We start from the raw sequence: 20,868 nt of genomic DNA, 5'->3' as shown, positions 1-20,868 counted from the left end.
GTGACACGGATGCTGCGGCCCCGCGGCTTCTCGAAGCGCGGGGTCGCAGCATCCGTCGTCGTCAGTCCCTCACCGTCACCGCGACCGGTCGCGCAGCCGTCGATCCCGCGGCGTTCGAGAGCACCGCGGTGAACTCGTACGTGCCGGGAGACAGTGCGCCGAACGACGTCGTCGCGCGCTGGGCACCGGGTGTCGCGGACGTGAGCGCCTGACGGTCGACTTCGACGCCGTCCTGGAACAGCACGTACTCGCTCGCGTTGGTGCCCCACCACAGGTTCGCCGTGATCGTCACGTCGCCGGTCCGGACACCGGAGGCGCTCAGTACGGCGACGGCGGGTGCGGCATCCGTCACCGTCACCGTGAGCTTGCGCGACCGCGACTCGCCGTGAGGGTTGAGCGCGACGAGCTCGTACGCGTACGCGCCGTTCGTCCTGCCGGCGATGTCGAACGTGGTGCGCTGTGCGGCGGGGGACACCCCGGCCATCGACTGCGCGCCGACGAGCGTGCCGTTCTCGTAGAGCTTGACCACCGTGGCGTTCTGACCCCACCAGAGGTCGGCCGTCACCCGGTAGTCGCCGTCGCGCAGGCCCGTGTCCCAGCCGTTGTCGTGCGACAGTGTGAACGCGGCCGGTGCGTCGGTGGCGCCAGGCGTGCCCGAGGCGAGCACGCCCGCGCCGGCCCCCGCACGCACCGCCTCGGCGACGTCGCCGACGGGTGTGAGCGTGTACGCGTAGGCGTCAGCGGGATCCCACCGAACCGCGGGGGACAGCGGGGCGGCGGCGCCGGCGTTGTACGCCGCGAGCACGTCGACGATCTCCCCGTTCACGAGCGTGTCGGTGGCGGAAAGCTCGGTGCCGCCCCAGCCGGCGATGATCCGCGAGGCGCTCGCGGGGTCGATCAGCTCGACGGCGTTGGACTCGGCGACGATGCTGCTCTCGCGACCCGCTCCCCAGTAGTACTGGAAGAAGTCGTAGCCGTCCGACGAGGCCTGGGTCGTGGCATCCGTCTGCTCGTACAGATTGTTGTAGACGTGCACGTCGCCGAAGCGCACCCGCGGGCCGCGCTGGCCGATGTCGGTCCACCGATTGTGGTGCTGCGTGACGCGGTGCTGGCCCCGATCCTGCAGGCGCGAGTCCGATGAGCCGATGATGTCGGTCTTGTCGTGATGCTGCAGCCAGTTCCACGACATCGTCACGAGGTCGGAGCCGTGGGTGATGTCGACGAGCCCGTCGTGCACCTCGAACGGACGCCCGTAGACCGTGTCGAGGCTCGCCGCGGGGTGGTCTCCGTCGTCGAACGTGTTGTGATCGATCCACACGCTCGTCGACGTCCACACCGAGAGGTTGTCGTACGCCGAGTTCCAGTTGCCGCCCGCGTCATTGGCATCCCATTGCGGGAAGCAGTCGTACGCGTCGGACAGTGTGAGGTTGCGCACGATGACGTTCGAGGCGTCGCGGATTCGCAGGGACGCTCCGACCACGTGCGCGTCGTCGCCGACGCCGACAAGAGTGACGTTCGAGCCGACGTGCTGCAGCGTGAGCCGCGCCTGCAGCGCCGCGGCCTCGGCGCGAGCGGCCTCGAGAGGGCCGGAGGGGTCGACCCCGGGTCCGAACGCGGCGATGTAGTCGTCCATCGAGAAGGGCGCGCCGGATCCCGCGACGGTGATCTGCGCGGCGATGTCGTCGCAGGTCGTCCGCGTGCCGTCGGCGCGCAGCCACGGGTCGAGCGTGCCCGTGACGTAGACGATGCGCGGCACGGTGTTGTAGCGCGCGTCGTTCTGCGATCCGCCCGCCCTGCCGGCGAGGGCGTCGCGCAACTCCTGCCACGTGCCGGCGACATACACGTCCGCGGGGGAGGCGGAGGAGCCCCCCGTGGTCGGCGCGGCGAGGCGCTGTGCGCGCTCGGGGTACGTGTCGCCGCTCCACGACGCCCAACCGTCGCCGGGCGCGATGACCTCGCGGCCGAGGTCGACGGACGGAGCCGCACCGGGTGCGGCGGCGGCAGCGGTCGCCGGAGAGGCGGGCAGCACGAGCGCTGCGGCCAGGCCCGCGGCGGCGACCACGGCGAGCGCCCGCGGTCGGCGGGAGCGCGATGGCGCGGCGCGCTCGGGCAGGGGGGACGGTGTGCGCATGGGACTCCTTCGTCCTGTGCAGAATCCGTGATGAGGACGACGCGGGGGCGACCGTGGAGCTGAGGAAGCGTTTTCTGCCGGTTCACGCCCAGCATGGCAAGCGGAGTAGGAAAGCGCAATCCCAGGATGCTGCGACCCGAGCATTCCCGCGTGCACGGCGGCGCCGGACGAGGCCACCGTCCCGCACGCGGACCGGCGTCCGGTGTCGGACCCGTCGGTAGCATGACGAGGTGACCCTCGATCCGCACTTCGACGACGCACACAGCGCCGGCGAGGGGAGGCGGGCGGTGCGCGAAGGGCTGGGCGTCGCGCTCGCGACAAGTGCCTACGGCGTCTCGTTCGGCGCTCTCGCCGTCGCGGCCGGGCTCGACGTCTGGCAGACGTGCGTCCTGAGTCTCGTGATGTTCACCGGCGGATCCCAGTTCGCGTTCGTCGGCATCGTGGGGGCCGGGGGGCTGGCCGCCGTGCCGGCGGCGATCGCATCCGCGGCGCTGCTCGGAGTGCGCAACGTGGCCTACGGCATCCGGATGTCTCCGGTGGTCGGCGCGGGCTTCTGGCGCCGCGCCGCGGCGGCGCAGTTCACGATCGACGAGTCGACCGCGGTGGCGCTCGCCCAGCGCTCGCCGCACGCCCGGACACTGGGGTTCTGGGTCACCGGCATCGGGATCTACATCGGGTGGAATCTGTCGACGCTCGCCGGCGCGCTGCTCGGCGACGTGCTCGGCGACGTGCGGGCGTACGGACTCGACGCCGCCGCGGCAGCCGCGTTCCTCGCCCTCCTGTGGCCGCGCCTGCGCGCCCGCCAGCCCATCGTGGTCGGCGTGGCCGCGGCCGTCGTGGCGACGGTGCTCACGCCCGTGCTCATGCCCGGTCTCCCGGTCATCATCGCTGCCCTCGTCGCGATCGTGGTCGGCTGGACGAACTGGCTCGGCAAGGACGACCGGGTCGAGACCGAACCCGACGACGTCGCCGAGAGGGAGGGGCTGCCGTGACCATGTGGACGGCCATCCTCGTTGCCTCGATCATCTGCGTCGCGCTCAAGACCGTGGGCTATCTCATCCCCGCGAAGTGGGTCGAGGCCCCGACGCCGATGCGCATCGCCGATCTGCTCACCGTGGCGCTGCTCGCCGCCCTCGTCGCCGTGCAGACTCTCGGCGCGGGGCAGGCGGTCGTGGTCGATGCCCGGGTCCCGGCCGTGCTCGTCGCCGCGGGTCTGCTGATGCTGCGGGCGCCCTTCCTCGTCGTGGTCGTCGCGGCCGCGCTCGTCGCGGCACTCCTGCGTCTGTGGGGCTGGGCGGCGTAGCCGGGGCTCCGTCCCGACCCCCGTCGAGCGCGCAGCAGCGCACAGGTGCGGTCGGTACGATCGAGGCATGCGCCCCTCCGTCCCCGCCCGCATCGGCAGCTGGATCGTCGCCCTGCTGGTGGGACTGGTCTACGGCGTCGCCGGCACGGTGGCCCACGCGTACGCGATCGGCTGGTTCCCGCTCGGCCTGATCCTCGCCGTGGTCGGCTCTGCCGCCCTGCTCCTCGCGGTGCGGCTGCTCACGTCCGATCGGTGGGCGACCCTTGCCGTGGCCATCGGCCTCATGACCGCGACGCTCGTCTTCTCGGGCGCGGGTCCCGGCGGCTCGGTGGTGGTGCCGCAGGCGCCGGACGGAGAGTTCAACCCCGGAATCGTGTGGACGATCCTCGTGCCGATCATCTCCGCCGTGGTGATCGCGTGGCCCGACACGTTTGTGCGGGCGGACGCACCCTCGGAGCGCTCCACCTGATCGTCGCACGGCGGATGCGCTGCGGATGCCGCGGCTAGACTGATGCCGTGACGTACGTGATCGCCCTTCCCTGCGTGGACGTCAAGGACCGCGCCTGCATCGACGAGTGTCCCGTGGACTGCATCTACGAGGGCGATCGATCGCTGTACATCCACCCCGACGAGTGCGTCGACTGCGGCGCCTGCGAGCCCGTGTGCCCCGTCGAGGCGATCTACTACGAGGACGACCTGCCCGACGAGTGGCAGGACTACTACAAGGCCAATGTCGAGTTCTTCGACGACATCGGCTCCCCGGGCGGCGCCGCCAAGGTGGGCGTCATCCACAAGGATCACCCGATCATCGAGGCGCTCCCGCCGCAGGAACACTGACGTGGGGGTCGCCGACCTCGCCGACTACCCCTGGGACGCGGTCGCGCCGTATGCCGCGCGAGCACGCTCGCATCCCGACGGCCTCGTCGATCTGTCGATCGGGTCACCCGTCGACGCGACGCCCGCCGTCGTCGCGGACGCACTCCGCGCCGCGACCGACGCGCACGCGTACCCGCAGACGGTCGGCACCCCGAAGCTTCGGGCGGCCATCGCGAGCTGGTACGCCCGCCGCCGGGGCGTTTCAGGGCTGACCCCCGAGAACGTGCTCCCGACCGTGGGGTCCAAGGAGCTCGTCGCCCTGCTCCCGCTGCTGCTCGGTCTCGGACCCGGCGACGTCGTCGTGCACCCCCGTGCGGCATATCCCACGTACGAGGTCGGCGCGCGCCTCGTCGGCGCGACGCCCGTCGCCGCGGACGAGCCCGCAGACTGGCCCGAGGACACCCGCCTGGTGTGGGTGAACTCCCCGGGCAATCCCGACGGCCGCGTGCTCGACGTCGACGCCCTGCGCGCGGCGGTCGAGCGGGCGCGCGAGCTCGGCGCCGTGCTGGCGTCCGACGAGTGCTACGCGGAACTGGGGTGGGATGCCCCATGGGACGCCGAACCGGTGCCGTCCGCGCTCGACCCCCGCGTGACCGCGGGCGACCTCCGCGGCATCCTCTCGGTGTACTCGCTGAGCAAGCAGTCGAACCTCGCCGGCTACCGCGCGGCGTTCCTCGCCGGCGATCCCGCCGTGATCGCTCGTCTGCTCACGGCGCGCAAGCACCTCGGCCTCATGCTCCCGCTTCCGGTCCAGACGGCGATGACCGCCGCCCTCGAGGACGATGTCCACGTCGCCGCGCAGAAGGAGCTGTACCGTCGTCGACGCGATGTGCTGCGCCCCGCCGTCGAGGCCGCCGGATTCCGCATCGACGCGAGCGAGGCCGGGCTGTACCTCTGGGCGACCGAGGGGCGCGAAGCGTGGGAGAGTCTCGGGCGTCTCGCCGATCTCGGCATCCTCGCCGGTCCGGGCCACTTCTACGGCACGCACTTCCCGCAGCACATCCGACTGTCGCTCACCGCGACCGACGAGCGCATCGCGGCCGCGGCCGCACGACTGCGCGCCGCATCACACATCGCGATCTGAGGATTCCTCTATCGGATGCCGCGAGCCTTTGGCCTTGTCAACAGTAGGCGTGGCGGCGCACTAGGCTGTAAGAAGCGCGGCGACGCGGCATCCCCCGTCCCGCCCCTCCGTTCTGCTGCAGCCCTCCCCATGGCGCCGCACAGGACTGGACGACACCCCCGGTACGACCAGAAATCGCGAGGAGGCGCCGTGAGCGACGCGGGCACCCAGCAGGAGAAGGCCACCCTCACGATCTGTGGCAGCACCGCCGAGTTCCCGCTTCTGCGGGGCACCGACGGCACACCGAGCGTGGACCTCTCCACCCTCACCCGCCAGACCGGCTACACGGCTCTCGACTACGGCTTCGTCAACACCGCGGCGACGAAGTCCGCGATCACCTATATCGACGGCGACGAAGGCGTGCTGCGCTACCGCGGCTACCCGATCGAGCAGCTCGCGAAGAACAGCACCTACCTCGAGGTCGCGTGGCTGCTCATCTACGGCGAACTCCCGACCGCTGACGAGCTGGCCGAGTTCGATGAGAAGATCCGTCGGCACACGCTGCTGCACGAGGACCTCAAGCGGTTCTTCTCGGCGCTGCCGCACACCGCGCACCCGATGTCGGTGCTGTCGTCGGCCGTGTCCGCGCTCTCGACGTACTACGAGCACCAGTCCGACCCCAACAACCCCGAGCACGTCGAGCTGAACACGATCCGCATGCTCGCGAAGCTGCCCGTGATCGCGGCGTACGCGCACAAGAAGAGCATCGGCCAGGCGTTCCTCTACCCCGACAATTCGCTCGGGTTCGTCGACAACTTCCTGAAGCTCAACTTCGGCGTGCTCTCGGAGGTGTACGAGGTCAATCCGGTGATGTCGCGCGCTCTCGAGCGCCTGCTGATCCTCCACGAGGACCACGAGCAGAACGCCTCGACCTCGACCGTGCGCCTGGTCGGCTCGACGGGCGCGAACCAGTTCTCGTCGATCTCGGCAGGGATCAACGCGCTCTACGGTCCGCTGCACGGCGGCGCGAACGAGGCCGTGCTTGACATGCTCGCGCGCATCCGAGACTCCGGCGAAAGCGTGCAGCGCTTCGTCGAGCGCGTGAAGAACAAGGAAGACGGCGTGAAGCTCATGGGCTTCGGGCACCGCGTCTACAAGAACTACGACCCGCGTGCGAAGCTCGTCAAGGAATCGGCCCATGAGGTGCTGTCGGCGCTCGGCGTCAGCGACCCGCTGCTCGACCTCGCGAAGGAGCTCGAAGAGATCGCGCTGAACGACGCGTACTTCCAGGACCGCCGCCTGTACCCGAACGTCGACTTCTACACAGGCGTGATCTACAAGGCGATGGGCTTCCCGACCCGCATGTTCACGGTGCTGTTCGCGATCGGGCGCCTGCCCGGCTGGCTGGCGCAGTGGCGCGAGGCCGCCGGCGACCCTCAGACCAAGATCGGCCGTCCGCAGCAGCTGTACATCGGCGCCGAAGAGCGCAACTACCCCGGTCTGTCCTGACCCGGAACTGACGGATGCCGCGCCCCCGAGTCGGGGCGCGGCATCGTCGTTGAGCGGGGTCGTGCCCGCCGCGGTGAGTGAGCCGACGTCGACGAGTGCTGGTGGGCCGGCGTTCTCGAGCGAGCCGTGGGTCGCAGCATCCGTCCGTCCACATGGCCGGACCGTCAGCACCACGGTCGCGGCGACGACCGCAAACGACGAGACCGCCCCGTCGTGGATGACGGAGCGGTCTCAGTGCGCGGGACTCAGGCGTGCAGCGCCTCGTTGAGGGTGACACCCACGCCTGCGCGGCGCACGGCCTCGACCGCTCCGGTGAGAGAGTTGCGGCGGAAGAGCAGTCCGGTGCTGCCGGAGAGGTCGGCACCCTTCGCCGTGGGAAGCGTCCCGTCGGCCCGACGGGGCTCGTCCGCAAGCACGACCTTGGTGCCCGCGGTCACGTAGAGGCCGGCCTCGACGATGCAGTCGTCGCCGAGCGAGATCCCGATGCCGGCGTTCGCGCCGAGCAGGGTGCGGGCTCCGACGGACACCTTGTGGGTTCCGCCGCCGGAGAGGGTGCCCATGATCGAGGCGCCGCCACCGATGTCGCTGCCGTCGCCCACGACCACGCCCTGCGAGACGCGGCCTTCGACCATGCTCTGGCCGAGGGTGCCGGCGTTGAAGTTCACAAAGCCCTCGTGCATGACGGTGGTGCCGGGCGACAAGTAGGCGCCGAGCCGCACGCGGGACGCGTCGGCGATGCGGACGCCGGCCGGCGTCACGTAGTCGAGCAGGCGGGGGAACTTGTCGAGTCCCTGTACCTGGATGCCCTCGCGGATGAGGAACGGGCGCAGGCGGGTGAGCGCGTCGGGATGCATCGGCCCCGCGTTGGTCCACGCCACGTTCGGCAGGTGCGCGAAGATCCCGTCGAGGTTCACCTCATTGGGGCGCACGAGAAGGTGCGACAGCGCGTGAAGGCGCAGGTACGCGTCCGGAGTCGAGGTCGGCGCAGCATCGAGATCGGTCTCGATGGCGACGACATCCACCGTGACGGCGCGCCGTTCGTCGGCGACAGCAAGGCGGTCGAGCTCGTCCGGCGGCATCTGGGGGTCGTAGCCCAGCGGGATGCGTCCGGCAGTGGGGGAAGGGAACCACGTGTCGAGCACGGTTCCGTCTTCGGCGGTCGTCGCGAGGCCGACGCCCCACACCCATCGTTCTTCGGTCATGGCTTCAACGCTAGCGCGCGGGCCCCGGTGGAGTTCCGCGTGTTTCCGGGGGAGAACCGTGGCGACACGCCCGGGATGCGGGGCTGATTCGACCGGCGGGTGGGATCCACGTAATGTTCTTGTTGTTCGCCCCAAAGGGTAGAGCGGAAGGCCGGAAGGTCTCGCTCCCCTCAAGCAGCGAACCACCCCATCCGATCTGCTCTGGCGAGCGGGCCGGGTTCCGGTTTAGGATGGGTTTCTTCCACTTCTGTGACTGCTGGTCTCCGGCTGTGGTGAGGTCTTGTGCCTTGCCCCGCCGACTTGACAAGCGAGAGCGGATGTGTAAGATAGAGAAGTTGCCCAGTCGGGGTAGCGGGTCGTGGGATTCGTTGCTGGTTGGTGCGTCCGATCTTTGAGAACTCAACAGCGTGCACTTGTCAAATGCCAATTTTTTCTCTGTCGACCATTTTTTGGTTGGTGGGGGTCTTTTTTGGATCAATTCATGGATGTCAGTTTGATATTCGTTTTTGGTCATGATTGAACTCGCTGCTTTCGGTCTTATTCCGATTGTTTGCAGCATCATTTTTTTATGGAGAGTTTGATCCTGGCTCAGGATGAACGCTGGCGGCGTGCTTAACACATGCAAGTCGAACGGTGAAGCCAAGCTTGCTTGGTGGATCAGAGTAACACGTGAGCAACCTGCCCTGGACTCTGGGATAAGCGCTGGAAACGGCGTCYAATACTGGATATGAGCTTCTACCGCATGGTGGGGGTTGGAAAGATTTTTCGGTCTGGGATGGGCTCGCGGCCTATCAGCTTGTTGGTGAGGTAATGGCTCACCAAGGCGTCGACGGGTAGCCGGCCTGAGAGGGTGACCGGCCACACTGGGACTGAGACACGGCCCAGACTCCTACGGGAGGCAGCAGTGGGGAATATTGCACAATGGGCGGAAGCCTGATGCAGCAACGCCGCGTGAGGGATGACGGCCTTCGGGTTGTAAACCTCTTTTAGCAAGGAAGAAGCGAAAGTGACGGTACTTGCAGAAAAAGCGCCGGCTAACTACGTGCCAGCAGCCGCGGTAATACGTAGGGCGCAAGCGTTATCCGGAATTATTGGGCGTAAAGAGCTCGTAGGCGGTTTGTCGCGTCTGCTGTGAAATCCCGAGGCTCAACCTCGGGCCTGCAGTGGGTACGGGCAGACTAGAGTGCGGTAGGGGAGATTGGAATTCCTGGTGTAGCGGTGGAATGCGCAGATATCAGGAGGAACACCGATGGCGAAGGCAGATCTCTGGGCCGTAACTGACGCTGAGGAGCGAAAGGGTGGGGAGCAAACAGGCTTAGATACCCTGGTAGTCCACCCCGTAAACGTTGGGAACTAGTTGTGGGGTCCTTTCCACGGATTCCGTGACGCAGCTAACGCATTAAGTTCCCCGCCTGGGGAGTACGGCCGCAAGGCTAAAACTCAAAGGAATTGACGGGGACCCGCACAAGCGGCGGAGCATGCGGATTAATTCGATGCAACGCGAAGAACCTTACCAAGGCTTGACATACACGAGAACACTCTAGAAATAGGGGACTCTTTGGACACTCGTGAACAGGTGGTGCATGGTTGTCGTCAGCTCGTGTCGTGAGATGTTGGGTTAAGTCCCGCAACGAGCGCAACCCTCGTTCTATGTTGCCAGCACGTAATGGTGGGAACTCATGGGATACTGCCGGGGTCAACTCGGAGGAAGGTGGGGATGACGTCAAATCATCATGCCCCTTATGTCTTGGGCTTCACGCATGCTACAATGGCCGGTACAAAGGGCTGCAATACCGTGAGGTGGAGCGAATCCCAAAAAGCCGGTCCCAGTTCGGATTGAGGTCTGCAACTCGACCTCATGAAGTCGGAGTCGCTAGTAATCGCAGATCAGCAACGCTGCGGTGAATACGTTCCCGGGTCTTGTACACACCGCCCGTCAAGTCATGAAAGTCGGTAACACCTGAAGCCGGTGGCCCAACCCTTGTGGAGGGAGCCGTCGAAGGTGGGATCGGTAATTAGGACTAAGTCGTAACAAGGTAGCCGTACCGGAAGGTGCGGCTGGATCACCTCCTTTCTAAGGAGCACCTCAACCCGTAAGGGTTGCAGGACCCAGATCAGGACGAATGTTCCTGGTTGGGGCTCGTGGGTGGAACATTTGACATGGCATCAGCGCAGCTGGTTCCTACTAGTACGCCGCACCTTTCGGGGTGTGGTTGGAGGGTGGGGGTTGGTGAGCGGGGTGCCTGCACGCTGTTGGGTCCTGAGGGACCGGACGCCGCCTTTGGGTGGTGTGCAACTCTCTAGGGCTTCTGCTGCCGGCTGTTTGGTCGTGTGGTGGGGGTGCCGCCCGTACTTTGAGAACTACACAGTGGACGCGAGCATCTTTGCAAGATGACCCTTYGGGGTTGTTTTGTGTTGATGATCTTAAAGATCATTAGTCAATTTCTGTCGCACTCTTTTTTGAGTGTGGCTGAGTTTTGATTCTCATGTTTTCAAGTCTTTAAGAGCAAACGGTGGATGCCTTGGCATCTGGAGCCGAAGAAGGACGTAGCAATCTGCGATAAGCCTCGGGGAACTGATAAGCAAGTTTTGATCCGAGGGTGTCCGAATGGGGAAACCCCGCTGGGCGGCGTGCCGACCTAGTGACTCCCGCCTGAATATATAGGGCGGGTAGAGGGAACGTGGGGAAGTGAAACATCTCAGTACCCACAGGAAGAGAAAACAACCGTGATTCCGTGAGTAGTGGCGAGCGAAATCGGATCAGGCTAAACCTCATGTGTGTGAGAGCCGGCAGGCGTTGCATGTGGGGGGTTGCGGGACGTTCCTGATCATTCTGCCGAGTGGTCGACGTGACAGAAGCGTATAGACGAACCGTCTTGAAAGGCGGGCCAGAGTGGGTGCCAGCCCCGTAGTCGAAATGCGTGTTCTGGCGTGGAGCGTATCCCAAGTAGCACGGGGCCCGAGAAATCCCGTGTGAATCTGTCAGGACCACCTGATAAGCCTAAATACTCCCAGATGACCGATAGCGGACAAGTACCGTGAGGGAAAGGTGAAAAGTACCCCGGGAGGGGAGTGAAATAGTACCTGAAACCGTTTGCTTACAAACCGTTGGAGCACCCCTGGTAGGTGTGACAGCGTGCCTTTTGAAGAATGAGCCTGCGAGTTAGCGATATGTGGCGAGGTTAACCCGGGTGGGGTAGCCGTAGCGAAAGCGAGTCTGAATAGGGCGATTCAGTCGCATGTCCTAGACCCGAAGCGAAGTGATCTATCCATGGCCAGGCTGAAGCGACGGTAAGACGTCGTGGAGGGCCGAACCCACTTAGGTTGAAAACTGAGGGGATGAGCTGTGGATAGGGGTGAAAGGCCAATCAAACTTCGTGATAGCTGGTTCTCTCCGAAATGCATTTAGGTGCAGCGTTGCGTGTTTCTTGCCGGAGGTAGAGCTACTGGATGGCCGATGGGCCCTACAAGGTTACTGACGTCAGCCAAACTCCGAATGCCGGTAAGTGAGAGCGCAGCAGTGAGACTGTGGGGGATAAGCTTCATAGTCGAGAGGGAAACAACCCAGACCACCATCTAAGGTCCCTAAGCGCGTGCTAAGTGGGAAAGGATGTGGAGTTGCTTAGACAACCAGGAGGTTGGCTTAGAAGCAGCCACCCTTGAAAGAGTGCGTAATAGCTCACTGGTCAAGTGATTCCGCGCCGACAATGTAACGGGGCTCAAGCACGCCACCGAAGTTGTGGCATTGACATTATTGGTAGGCCTTCGTGGTCCAGCCGTGTTGATGGGTAGGAGAGCGTCGTGTGGCGAGTGAAGCGGCGGGGTGACCCAGCCGTGGACGCCACACGAGTGAGAATGCAGGCATGAGTAGCGAAAGACGTGTGAGAAACACGTCCTCCGAAAGACCAAGGGTTCCAGGGTCAAGCTAATCTTCCCTGGGTAAGTCGGGACCTAAGGCGAGGCCGACAGGCGTAGTCGATGGACAACGGGTTGATATTCCCGTACCGGCGAAGAACCGCCCAAACTAATCCAGTAGTGCTAAGTATCTGAATCCCCATGACCGGATCCTTCGGGTGATGGCGTGGGGCCTAGCGTACGACCCCATTCTGGTGCGGTTAGCGTATTAACAGGTGTGACGCAGGAAGGTAGCCCATCCCGGGCGATGGTTGTCCCGGGGCAAGTGCGTAGGCCGAGTCATAGGCAAATCCGTGACTCATACAGGCTGAGACACGATGCGGATGAAAAGTGGGTGATCCTATGCTGCCGAGAAAAGCATCGACGCGAGGTTCTAGCCGCCCGTACCCCAAACCGACTCAGGTGGTCAGGTAGAGAATACCAAGGAGATCGAGAGAATCGTGGTTAAGGAACTCGGCAAAATGCCCCCGTAACTTCGGGAGAAGGGGGGCCATCCACTTATACCAGCTTGCCTGGAAAAGGGTGTGGTGGCCGCAGAGACTAGTGGGTAGCGACTGTTTACTAAAAACACAGGTCCGTGCCAAGTCGCAAGACGATGTATACGGACTGACGCCTGCCCGGTGCTGGAAGGTTAAGAGGACCGGTTAGCCGCAAGGCGAAGCTGAGAATTTAAGCCCCAGTAAACGGCGGTGGTAACTATAACCATCCTAAGGTAGCGAAATTCCTTGTCGGGTAAGTTCCGACCTGCACGAATGGCGTAACGACTTCCCAACTGTCTCAACCGCGAACTCGGCGAAATTGCATTACGAGTAAAGATGCTCGTTACGCGCAGCAGGACGGAAAGACCCCGTGACCTTTACTACAGCTTGGTATTGGTGTTCGGTGTGGCTTGTGTAGGATAGGTGGGAGACTGTGAAGCCATGACGCCAGTTATGGTGGAGTCATTGTTGAAATACCACTCTGGTCACTCTGGATATCTAACTTCGAACCGTAATCCGGTTCAGGGACAGTGCCTGGTGGGTAGTTTAACTGGGGCGGTTGCCTCCCAAAAAGTAACGGAGGCGCCCAAAGGTTCCCTCAACCTGGTTGGCAATCAGGTGGCGAGTGTAAGTGCACAAGGGAGCTTGACTGTGAGACTGACAGGTCGAGCAGGGACGAAAGTCGGGACTAGTGATCCGGCAGTGGCTTGTGGAAGCGCTGTCGCTCAACGGATAAAAGGTACCTCGGGGATAACAGGCTGATCTTGCCCAAGAGTCCATATCGACGGCATGGTTTGGCACCTCGATGTCGGCTCGTCGCATCCTGGGGCTGGAGTAGGTCCCAAGGGTTGGGCTGTTCGCCCATTAAAGCGGTACGCGAGCTGGGTTTAGAACGTCGTGAGACAGTTCGGTCCCTATCCGCTGCGCGCGTAGGAAGTTTGAGAGGATCTGACCCTAGTACGAGAGGACCGGGTTGGACGAACCTCTGGTGTGCCAGTTGTACTGCCAAGTGCACCGCTGGTTAGCTACGTTCGGGATGGATAACCGCTGAAAGCATCTAAGCGGGAAGCCGGCCTCAAGATGAGACTTCCATACCTTCGGGTGAGAGGCTCCCAGCCAGACTACTGGGTTGATAGGCCAGATGTGGAAGCACGGCAACGTGTGCAGCTGACTGGTACTAATAAGCCGATGACTTGAAAACACCTCCCCCTCCCTTGGAGGGGTCGAGATWGCTCGCGTCCACTGAGTGGTTCCCGATGTACGGTCGGGAACACAACAAAAAAGAGAACTTTTCACGTTGTGAAAGCACCGAACTCATCGAAAGAGTTTCGGCGGCCATAGCGAGAGGGAAACGCCCGGTCCCATTCCGAACCCGGAAGCTAAGCCTCTCAGCGCCGATGGTACTGCAGGGGGGACCCTGTGGGAGAGTAGGACACCGCCGGACACCCATTCACGGAATGGCCACCCACACGGGTGGCCATTCCGCGTTAACACGATGCTCGAGCCGCCTCGGACTCAACGTGGTCACGCCTCTCAGCGCCGATGGTACTGCAGGGGGGACCCTGTGGGAGAGTAGGACACCGCCGGACACCCATTCACGGAATGGCCACCCACACGGGTGGCCATTCCGCGTTAACGGCACATATTCGCGCTCGGTAGACTCGAGGGATGCCGGCGCTCGACCTGTCCCTGTCATCTGTCGAACTCACTCGCATGATCTGCGACATTCCGAGCGTCTCCGGCGACGAGAAGACGCTCGCTGACGCGATCTTCGCGGAGATCTCCGCGCTCGAGCACCTCGACGTGTACCGCGACGGCGACACGATCGTCGGCCGCACCCACCTGGGTCGCGCGCAGCGCGTCGTCATCGCCGGGCACATCGACACCGTTCCGATCAACGGCAACGTGCCGACGAAGGACATCGAGGTCGAGGGGGAGCCCTACGTCTGGGGCCGCGGCACCGTCGACATGAAGGCCGGGGTGGCGGTGCAGCTGAAACTCGCGGCAGAGCTTTCCGACCCCCGGGTCGACATCACGTGGATGTGGTACGACCACGAAGAGGTCGACGCGGACCTGAACGGACTCACGCGACTCGCGCGCACACGCCCCGACCTGTTCGCCGGCGACTTCGCCATCCTGGGCGAGCCGTCCGACGGCGCTGTCGAGGGCGGCTGCAACGGCAACCTGCGTGCGATCGTCCGCACGCATGGGGTGCGCGCGCACAGCGCGCGTGCCTGGATCGGCGAGAACGCGATCCACAAAGCCGCTCCGATCCTCGAGCGTCTCGCCGCCTATGTCCCGCGTGACGTCGCCGTAGAGGGCCTCGTCTATCGAGAAGGGCTCAACGCGGTGCGCATCAACGGCGGTGTGGCCGGCAACGTGATCCCCGATCTGTGCGAGGTGGAGGTCAACTACCGCTTCGCCCCGAGCCGTGACGTCGCGGAGGCGGAGCGCCACGTGCGTGACGTGCTCGCAGGGTTCGAGGTGGAGGTCGTCGATGCTGCAGCCGGCGCCCGTCCGGGGCTCGACGCCCCGCTCGCGCAGGAGTTCCTGGCAGCCGTCGGCGCCGAGCCGCGGCCGAAGTACGGCTGGACCGACGTCGCCCGCTTCAGCGCGCTCGGAGTGCCCGCGGTGAACTACGGACCCGGCGATCCCCACCTGGCGCACCACGACGAGGAGCGCGTGCCGGTCGCGCAGATCGAGGCGGTCGAGCAGGGTCTGCGCGCGTGGCTGGCGAGCAGCTGACGCTGTCGCCGGTGACGCGTCCGTCTGCGGCTCGGACTGCTGCGCGGGTCGCGGCGATCTACGTCGTCGCCAGGATGGTCACCACGCTGTTCCTGTTCGCGGCCACCGAGCTCTCCGGCTTCACGTCCCGGATGGGTGCGGATGCCCGGTTGGGCGACACCGTCGTCGCGTGGGACGGCGAGTGGTATTGGCTGGTCGCGGTTTCCGGCTACCCGAGCCGGCTGCCGCTCAATGACGCCGGCCAGGTCGCTGAGAACGCCTGGGCGTTCCTCCCGATCTATCCGTGGCTCGCGCAGTGGGTCTCGGTCCCGTTCGGCCTCTGGCACACCGGCGCCCTCATCGTGTCGCTGGTCGCCGGGTACGGGGCATCCGTCGCCCTCTACTACCTGCTGCGGAGGCGGCTGGACGAGTCGGCGACGCTCTGGGCTGTGGCGTTCTTCGCGAGCGGACCGCTCGCGGCGCTCTTCCACGTCGGATATGCCGAGGCGCTCAACCTGTTCTGGCTGTTCTGCGCGCTGCTCGCGGTGGCACGCCGGCGCTATGTGTGGCTGTATGCCCTGATCCCGCTGATGGCGTTCACACGACCCGGCGTGCTGGCGTTCGCCCTGTTCCTCGCGCTGTTCGGCATCTGGCGCTGGTTCACACGGGCGCGTGAACCGCTGCGGGCACCGGAGATCGGGCACATCATCGCCGCCGGCCTTCTCGCCGCGGTGGCGGGGTTCGCGTGGCAGTTCATCGCGGGATGGGTGACGGGGAACCCGGACGCCTATCTCGTCACGGAGATGGCCTGGCGGCGCAACTGGATCCTCGGCGACGCGACGTTCACGCCGCTCGAGCCGTTCCTCGCGGGAATCTCCTACTGGTTCGAGACGATGTGGCACCTCCCGCTTGCCCTCGGGTACGCCCTCGTCGGCGGGGGACTGCTCCTCATCGCGGTGGCCCTGGTCGCGCTGCCGCACGTGCGCCGGCTCGGTATCGAGATCCGCCTGTGGAGTGCGAGCTACCTCGTCTACCTCCTGCTGGTCTTCTTTCCGCAGTCGAGCATCTTCCGCCTGCTGGTGCCGCTGTCGCCGCTGTGGGGTGCGTTCGCCGTTCCGCGCTCTCGCATCTGGCGGATCGGCGTGCTGATCGCGTGTCTCGTGGGGCAGTGGTGGTGGATCTACAACATGTATGCCCTGGGAAGCACGAACTGGCAGGTCCCATGACGCCGGATGACGGATGCCGCTTTCCCCAGGCGTGCCCGGGGCGTCGGCCCTCACGATAAACTTGACGTGCAGACCATCGATGAAAAGGAGCCGCAATGGCAGCCATGAAGCCGAGAACCGGAGACGGGCCGATGGAGGCCGTGAAGGAGGGTCGACTCATCATCGTGCGCGTGCCGCTCGAGGGAGGCGGTCGTCTGGTCGTCTCGGTGAACGACGCTGAGGCCAAGGAGCTCTACGACGTCCTGGGGGGCGTCGTCAACGCCGCGTAGTCGCTCGTTGCAAGAACGGCCGGTCCGATCGGACCGGCCGTTCTTGCATGCGGTGCGGAGCAGTCAGGGCGTGGAGACGGTGGTGAGCTGCAGCAGTCCCTCGCCCGTGATCGACAGTGCGCCGATCACCGCGGGAGAGGCCTGCGTCTCCTGAATGAGCGAGCGGTACGCGGTGGTCACGGGGTCCCGCCGCACCGGGTCGGCGACGGCCCCACCGGCCATCACGCGGGGGACGAGCACCGTCCCGCCGGCCCGCACCAGTCGCAGACCGTGCTCGACGTACTCGATGACCCCCTCGGGATCGGCGTCCACGAGCACGATGTCGTAGGACGCCTCGTTCATGCGCGGCAGCACCTCCGAGGCGCGGCCGGTGATGAAGCGGGCACGAGCCGGAGGGATCCGGGCCTCGGCGAACGCCTGGCGGGCGGCGCCGAGATGCTCGGGCTCTTTGTCGATGGTGGTGAGGGTCGCGCGGGGGGAGCCGTGCAGCAGCCAGAGCCCGGAGACTCCGGCACCCGTGCCGATCTCGACGATGTTGAGCGCCTGTGACACCGCTGCGATGACCGCGCACTGGGCGCCGATCGCCGGGCTGATCGGTGCGGCTCCGAGCTCGAGCGCATGCGCGCGGGCACGCGCGATGTGCTCCGGCTCGCTCGTCGCCTCGTCGACGAACCGCTGGTTCGCGTTCTGCTCTCCCATCGGCATCCTCCGCCCGCCAGCCTACGCGGCCGCGCGGCGCTGGCCGCACAGGCACGGCGGTAATCTGAAGGCATGATCTTCGGCCTCACGATCGAGAAGCTGCTGCTGATCGGACTCGTCGCGGCACTCATCCTCGGACCCGAGCGGCTGCCCCGCTATGCGGAGTCGCTCGCCGGCCTGACCAAACGGGCGCGGACCTGGGTGACGACCGCACGGACGCGCATGCGCGACGAGATGGGCGAGGACTTCGACGACGTCGACTGGCGCACGCTCGACCCTCGCCAGTACGACCCGCGTCGCATCATCCGTGAGGCGCTCCTCGACGACGCCCCGGTCGCGAGCATCGCGGCCTCCCAGGCGCCGTCCGCACCCATGCCGCCGACGACGCCGGTGCGGTCGCCGTACCGCAGCCCGATCGAGGGCCCGACGCCCTACGACAGCGAAGCGACCTGACCCCGGCGCTGTTCAGCGCGGGCGGAACGGGAGCGAGCGGCCCGACAGTCCGCGCGGCGTCTGAGCCAGCGTCTCAGCGATGCCGGCGATGGCCCGCGCCGCGGGGTCGTCGGGGTGTGCGATGACCGCCGGGGTCCCGGCATCCGCATCCGTCCGCAGCGTCGGGCTGAGCGGCACCGAAGCCAGCAGCGGCACCTCGGCATCCGGCTGCGAGAGCGCCTCTGCGACCGCGGCGCCTCCGCCCGCGCCGAACACATCGACCGTCGTGCCGTCGGGAAGTGTCATGGCGGCCATGTTCTCGACCACCCCGATGACACGCTGCCCGGTCTGACGCGCGACGACACCGCTGCGCACCGCGACGTCGGCCGCCGCCGCCTGCGGCGTCGTGACGACGAGCACCTCGGCGTTGGGCAGCAGCTGCCCCACCGAGATCGCGACGTCGCCGGTGCCGGGCGGCATGTCGAGCAGGAGCACGTCGAGGTCGCCGAAATAGACGTCGGTGAGGAACTGCTGCACGGTGCGATGCAGCATGGGCCCGCGCCACGCGACGGCGCCGACCGGCGTGTCTGCGGCGGAGCGGCGCAGGAACATGCCGATCGAGATCACCTTCACGCCGTAGGCGACGGGCGGCAGCATGAGGTCGTCGACGCGCGTCGGCTGCGGCACGGTGCCGTCTGCCGCGACGAGCCCGAGCTGGCCCGGGATCGAGAACCCGTGCACGTCGGCGTCGATGAGCCCGACGGCGAGCCCACGTGCGGCCAGCGCGGCGGCGAGGTTGGCGGTGACGGTCGACTTGCCGACGCCGCCCTTGCCGCTCGTGACGGCGATGACGCGCGTGAGCGTGCCGGGACCGAAGGGCATCTCGCGCGCTCGTCCGCCGCGCAGCCGCTCGGTGAGCGCGTGCCGCTCGGCCGGAGTCATGACCCCCACCTCGAGTGCGACGTCCGTGATCCCGGGAACGGATGCCGCGGCCGCGCGCACGTCGGACGCGATCCGGTCAGCCGCGGGACACCCCACGATCGTGAGGGCGATCGCGACGTGCGCGACGCCGTCGTCCACCGAGATGTCACGGACCATGTCGAGCTCGCCGATGGGTCTGCGCAGCTCGGGGTCGGAGACAGCGCCGACGGCGGTGCGGACGGCGTCCGCGGAGGCCGGGCTCATCGGGCGGCGCCGTCCTCGACCTCAGGGGAGCTCTCGAGCTTCTCGAGCATGGCGCGCAGCTCGCTGCGGAGGACGTCGCGCGTGAGGACCTGGTCGGCGAAGTCGTTGACGGCCATCCGCAGTGCGACGACCTCGCGCGCGAGGTACTCCGTGTCGGCGAGGTTGCGCTCGGCTCGCTGCCGATCCTGCTCGATCTGCACGCGGTCGCGGTCGTCCTGCCGGTTCTGAGCGAGGAGGATGAGGGGCGCGGCATACGACGCCTGCAGCGACAGGATCAGCGTGAGCAGCGTGAAGTTGGTCGCCGCGGGATCGAACTGCAGCTGCGGGGGCATGAAGATGTTCCACGCCAGCCACACGGCCACGAAGATCGTCATCCCGATCAGGAAGCCCGACGTGCCCATCGCGCGCGCGAACGCCTCCGAGAAGCGGCCGAAGCGGTCGCTGGACGGCTGTGGGGTGCGCTGCAGCATGCCCGAGCGGCCACGAGGGGCGTCGAGCGACGGCTGGCGGGTGCTGCGTGCCATCAGCGCCTCCTCCCTGTGCCGGATGGCTTGCCGAGCACAGACGTGCTGGCGGTCGTGGTGGGTACGGACTCGGATGCCGGGCGTTCATCCTCCTCGGCATCGTGCGATCTCCAGTCCTCGGGGAGGAGATAGTCGAGCACGTCGTCGACGCTGACCGCGCCGACCAGCCGATGGGCGGGGTCGACGACGGGCAGGGAGACGAGGTTGTACGAGGCGAGCAGACGAGCGACCTCGGCCGCCGACGCCGTCGCCGGCACCGGGTCGAGCGTGTCGTCGATGATCGCCCCCAGCCGCTCGTGCGGCGGGTAGCGCAGCATCCGCTGGAAGTGCACGGTGCCGAGCAGGCGCCCCGTGGGGGTCTCGTACGGAGGAAGGGTCACGAAGACAGCGGCCGCGAGCGCGGGGTGCAGCTCGTGACGACGGATCAGCGCGAGGGCCTCGGCGATCGTCGCATCGGCGGAGAGCACGATGGGCTCACTCGTCATGAGGCCGCCCGCAGTGTCGGGGCCGTACTTGAGAAGGGCGCGGACGTCTTCCGCCTCCTCGGGCTCCATGAGCTCGAGGAGCTCTTCGCGCTGGTCCTCGGGCAGCTGTCCGAGGACGTCGGCCGCGTCGTCGGGCTCCATGGCGTCGAGGATGTCGGCGGCGCGCTCGTCGTCGAGGGCTTCGAGGATGTGGACCTGCTCCTCTTCGGGCATCTCCTCGAGGGCGTCGGCGAGACGGTCATCGGGGAGCTCGTCGACGACCTCGAGCAGCCGCTCCTCGGGCAGGTCGAGCAGCGTGTTCGCGAGGTCGGCGGGCCGCAGCTCGGAGTACGTCGCCACCAGCTGCTCGGCGGACTGCGCCTCGCCGGGCACCTGGCTCTCGCGCACCGCGTCCCAGTTCGCGAACGTGGTGGGACCCTTGGCGAAGGGGGAGGCCGTCGTCTTCGGCTTGCGCAGGAAGAGCTGCCCGACGTCCCACTCGCCGAGACGGTTGCGCTCGATCGCCACGTCCTCGATCACCGCGGTTCCGGATCCGTCGGCGAAGAACACCTTGCGGCCGAGGAGTTCCGCCATGACGCGCACCTCGCCGCCGCGCTGCTGGAAGCGTCGGACGTTGATGAGCCCGGTGGTGATGACCTGGCCGGTCGCGATCGAGGTGACGCGGCCGATCGAGACGAACACGTTCCGCCGGCCGGGGATCTCGACCATGAGCCCGATCACACGGGGCGGATCGTCTTTGCGGTAGATGACGACGACGTCGCGGACCTTGCCGAGGCGGTCGCCGGCGGGGTCGAAGACCGAGCACCCGGACAGGCGCGCGACGAAAACCCTCTGCGTGCTCACACG

General features: G+C 66.2%; 16 protein-coding genes and 3 rRNA genes. 13 read left to right on the top strand and 6 right to left on the bottom strand.

Translation table 11 applies throughout. The features are described 5' to 3' along the window. Nucleotides 1–61 precede the first annotated feature (61 nt). Complete coding sequence (locus tag ASF40_RS08595) at nucleotides 62–2,131, bottom strand: pectate lyase family protein (protein ID WP_056367916.1); 2,070 nt, start codon at nucleotides 2,129–2,131, stop codon at nucleotides 62–64. 230 nt (nucleotides 2,132–2,361) lie between these two features. Here ASF40_RS08595 and ASF40_RS08590 point away from each other — a divergent pair, with 230 nt between their 5' ends. From ASF40_RS08590 to ASF40_RS08565, 6 genes are all read left to right on the top strand, one after another. After that, nucleotides 2,362–3,123, top strand: a complete 762-nt coding sequence (locus ASF40_RS08590) for an AzlC family ABC transporter permease (RefSeq protein WP_056367915.1) — start codon at nucleotides 2,362–2,364, stop codon at nucleotides 3,121–3,123. After that, nucleotides 3,120–3,434: an AzlD domain-containing protein gene (locus ASF40_RS08585; RefSeq protein WP_056367912.1), complete on the top strand. Its 315-nt coding sequence runs from the start codon at nucleotides 3,120–3,122 to the stop codon at nucleotides 3,432–3,434. Before ASF40_RS08590 ends, ASF40_RS08585 begins: the two co-directional genes overlap by 4 nt. A 67-nt stretch (nucleotides 3,435–3,501) precedes the next feature. Next, nucleotides 3,502–3,903 carry a DUF6113 family protein gene (locus ASF40_RS08580; RefSeq protein ID WP_056367910.1) on the top strand — a complete coding sequence of 134 codons (402 nt, stop codon included), beginning with the start codon at nucleotides 3,502–3,504 and terminating at the stop codon, nucleotides 3,901–3,903. A gap of 47 nt (nucleotides 3,904–3,950) precedes the next feature. Further along, nucleotides 3,951–4,271: a ferredoxin gene (gene fdxA / locus ASF40_RS08575; RefSeq protein ID WP_018170155.1), complete on the top strand. Its 321-nt coding sequence runs from the start codon at nucleotides 3,951–3,953 to the stop codon at nucleotides 4,269–4,271. Between the two features lies 1 nt (nucleotide 4,272). Continuing rightward, nucleotides 4,273–5,394, top strand: a complete 1,122-nt coding sequence (gene dapC / locus ASF40_RS08570) for a succinyldiaminopimelate transaminase (protein ID WP_056367909.1) — start codon at nucleotides 4,273–4,275, stop codon at nucleotides 5,392–5,394. A 189-nt stretch (nucleotides 5,395–5,583) separates the two neighbouring features. Continuing rightward, nucleotides 5,584–6,882 carry a citrate synthase gene (locus ASF40_RS08565; protein WP_082496932.1) on the top strand — a complete coding sequence of 433 codons (1,299 nt, stop codon included), beginning with the start codon at nucleotides 5,584–5,586 and terminating at the stop codon, nucleotides 6,880–6,882. 245 nt (nucleotides 6,883–7,127) lie between these two features. On the opposite strand, the gene dapD is transcribed toward ASF40_RS08565, so the two are convergent. After that, nucleotides 7,128–8,084 (bottom strand): 2,3,4,5-tetrahydropyridine-2,6-dicarboxylate N-succinyltransferase, encoded by a 957-nt coding sequence (dapD, locus tag ASF40_RS08560; RefSeq protein WP_056367906.1) that lies wholly within the window; start codon nucleotides 8,082–8,084, stop codon nucleotides 7,128–7,130. Between the two features lie 565 nt (nucleotides 8,085–8,649). Here dapD and ASF40_RS08555 point away from each other — a divergent pair. The 6 genes from ASF40_RS08555 (at nucleotide 8,650) to ASF40_RS20845 (ending at nucleotide 16,697) form a co-directional block, all read left to right on the top strand. Further along, nucleotides 8,650–10,158: ribosomal RNA gene (locus ASF40_RS08555) — 16S ribosomal RNA — on the top strand. 416 nt (nucleotides 10,159–10,574) lie between these two features. Next, a 23S ribosomal RNA gene (locus tag ASF40_RS08550) occupies nucleotides 10,575–13,679 on the top strand. A 126-nt stretch (nucleotides 13,680–13,805) separates the two neighbouring features. Then, nucleotides 13,806–13,922, top strand: a 5S ribosomal RNA gene (gene rrf / locus ASF40_RS08545). Together the 16S, 23S and 5S rRNA genes form the textbook arrangement of a ribosomal RNA operon. A 224-nt stretch (nucleotides 13,923–14,146) precedes the next feature. After that, entirely contained in the window at nucleotides 14,147–15,223 is a 1,077-nt protein-coding gene (gene dapE / locus ASF40_RS08540; RefSeq protein ID WP_056367903.1) for a succinyl-diaminopimelate desuccinylase, read from the top strand. Then, entirely contained in the window at nucleotides 15,205–16,428 is a 1,224-nt protein-coding gene (locus ASF40_RS08535) for a hypothetical protein (RefSeq protein WP_056367901.1), read from the top strand. Before dapE ends, ASF40_RS08535 begins: the two co-directional genes overlap by 19 nt. A 95-nt stretch (nucleotides 16,429–16,523) precedes the next feature. Continuing rightward, nucleotides 16,524–16,697, top strand: a complete 174-nt coding sequence (locus ASF40_RS20845) for a DUF3117 domain-containing protein (RefSeq protein WP_019179788.1) — start codon at nucleotides 16,524–16,526, stop codon at nucleotides 16,695–16,697. 63 nt (nucleotides 16,698–16,760) lie between these two features. On the opposite strand, the gene ASF40_RS08530 is transcribed toward ASF40_RS20845, so the two are convergent. Next, nucleotides 16,761–17,396: an O-methyltransferase gene (locus tag ASF40_RS08530; RefSeq protein ID WP_056367899.1), complete on the bottom strand. Its 636-nt coding sequence runs from the start codon at nucleotides 17,394–17,396 to the stop codon at nucleotides 16,761–16,763. 72 nt (nucleotides 17,397–17,468) lie between these two features. Between ASF40_RS08530 and ASF40_RS08525 the strand changes: the two genes are divergently transcribed. Continuing rightward, nucleotides 17,469–17,849 carry a hypothetical protein gene (locus ASF40_RS08525; protein ID WP_056367896.1) on the top strand — a complete coding sequence of 127 codons (381 nt, stop codon included), beginning with the start codon at nucleotides 17,469–17,471 and terminating at the stop codon, nucleotides 17,847–17,849. Between the two features lie 12 nt (nucleotides 17,850–17,861). Here ASF40_RS08525 and ASF40_RS08520 read toward each other — a convergent pair whose 3' ends face one another. The 3 genes from ASF40_RS08520 to ASF40_RS08510 are packed head-to-tail and all read right to left on the bottom strand — an operon-like array spanning nucleotide 17,862 to nucleotide 20,865. Continuing rightward, nucleotides 17,862–19,013: a P-loop NTPase gene (locus tag ASF40_RS08520; protein ID WP_056367895.1), complete on the bottom strand. Its 1,152-nt coding sequence runs from the start codon at nucleotides 19,011–19,013 to the stop codon at nucleotides 17,862–17,864. Then, nucleotides 19,010–19,537, bottom strand: coding sequence for a DUF1003 domain-containing protein (locus tag ASF40_RS08515; RefSeq protein WP_056367892.1), 528 nt, complete (start codon nucleotides 19,535–19,537; stop codon nucleotides 19,010–19,012). The genes ASF40_RS08520 and ASF40_RS08515 overlap by 4 nt, the downstream gene beginning before the upstream one ends. Next, complete coding sequence (locus ASF40_RS08510; protein WP_056367891.1) at nucleotides 19,537–20,865, bottom strand: magnesium transporter MgtE N-terminal domain-containing protein; 1,329 nt, start codon at nucleotides 20,863–20,865, stop codon at nucleotides 19,537–19,539. The genes ASF40_RS08515 and ASF40_RS08510 overlap by 1 nt, the downstream gene beginning before the upstream one ends. Between the last annotated feature and the right edge of the window lie 3 nt (nucleotides 20,866–20,868).

It is taken from the genome of Microbacterium sp. Leaf288 (genome assembly GCF_001422925.1).
Taxonomy (GTDB): domain Bacteria; phylum Actinomycetota; class Actinomycetes; order Actinomycetales; family Microbacteriaceae; genus Microbacterium.
The sequence above is the reverse complement of the archived record's forward strand: the minus strand, read 5'-3'. Positions and strand labels throughout refer to the sequence as shown.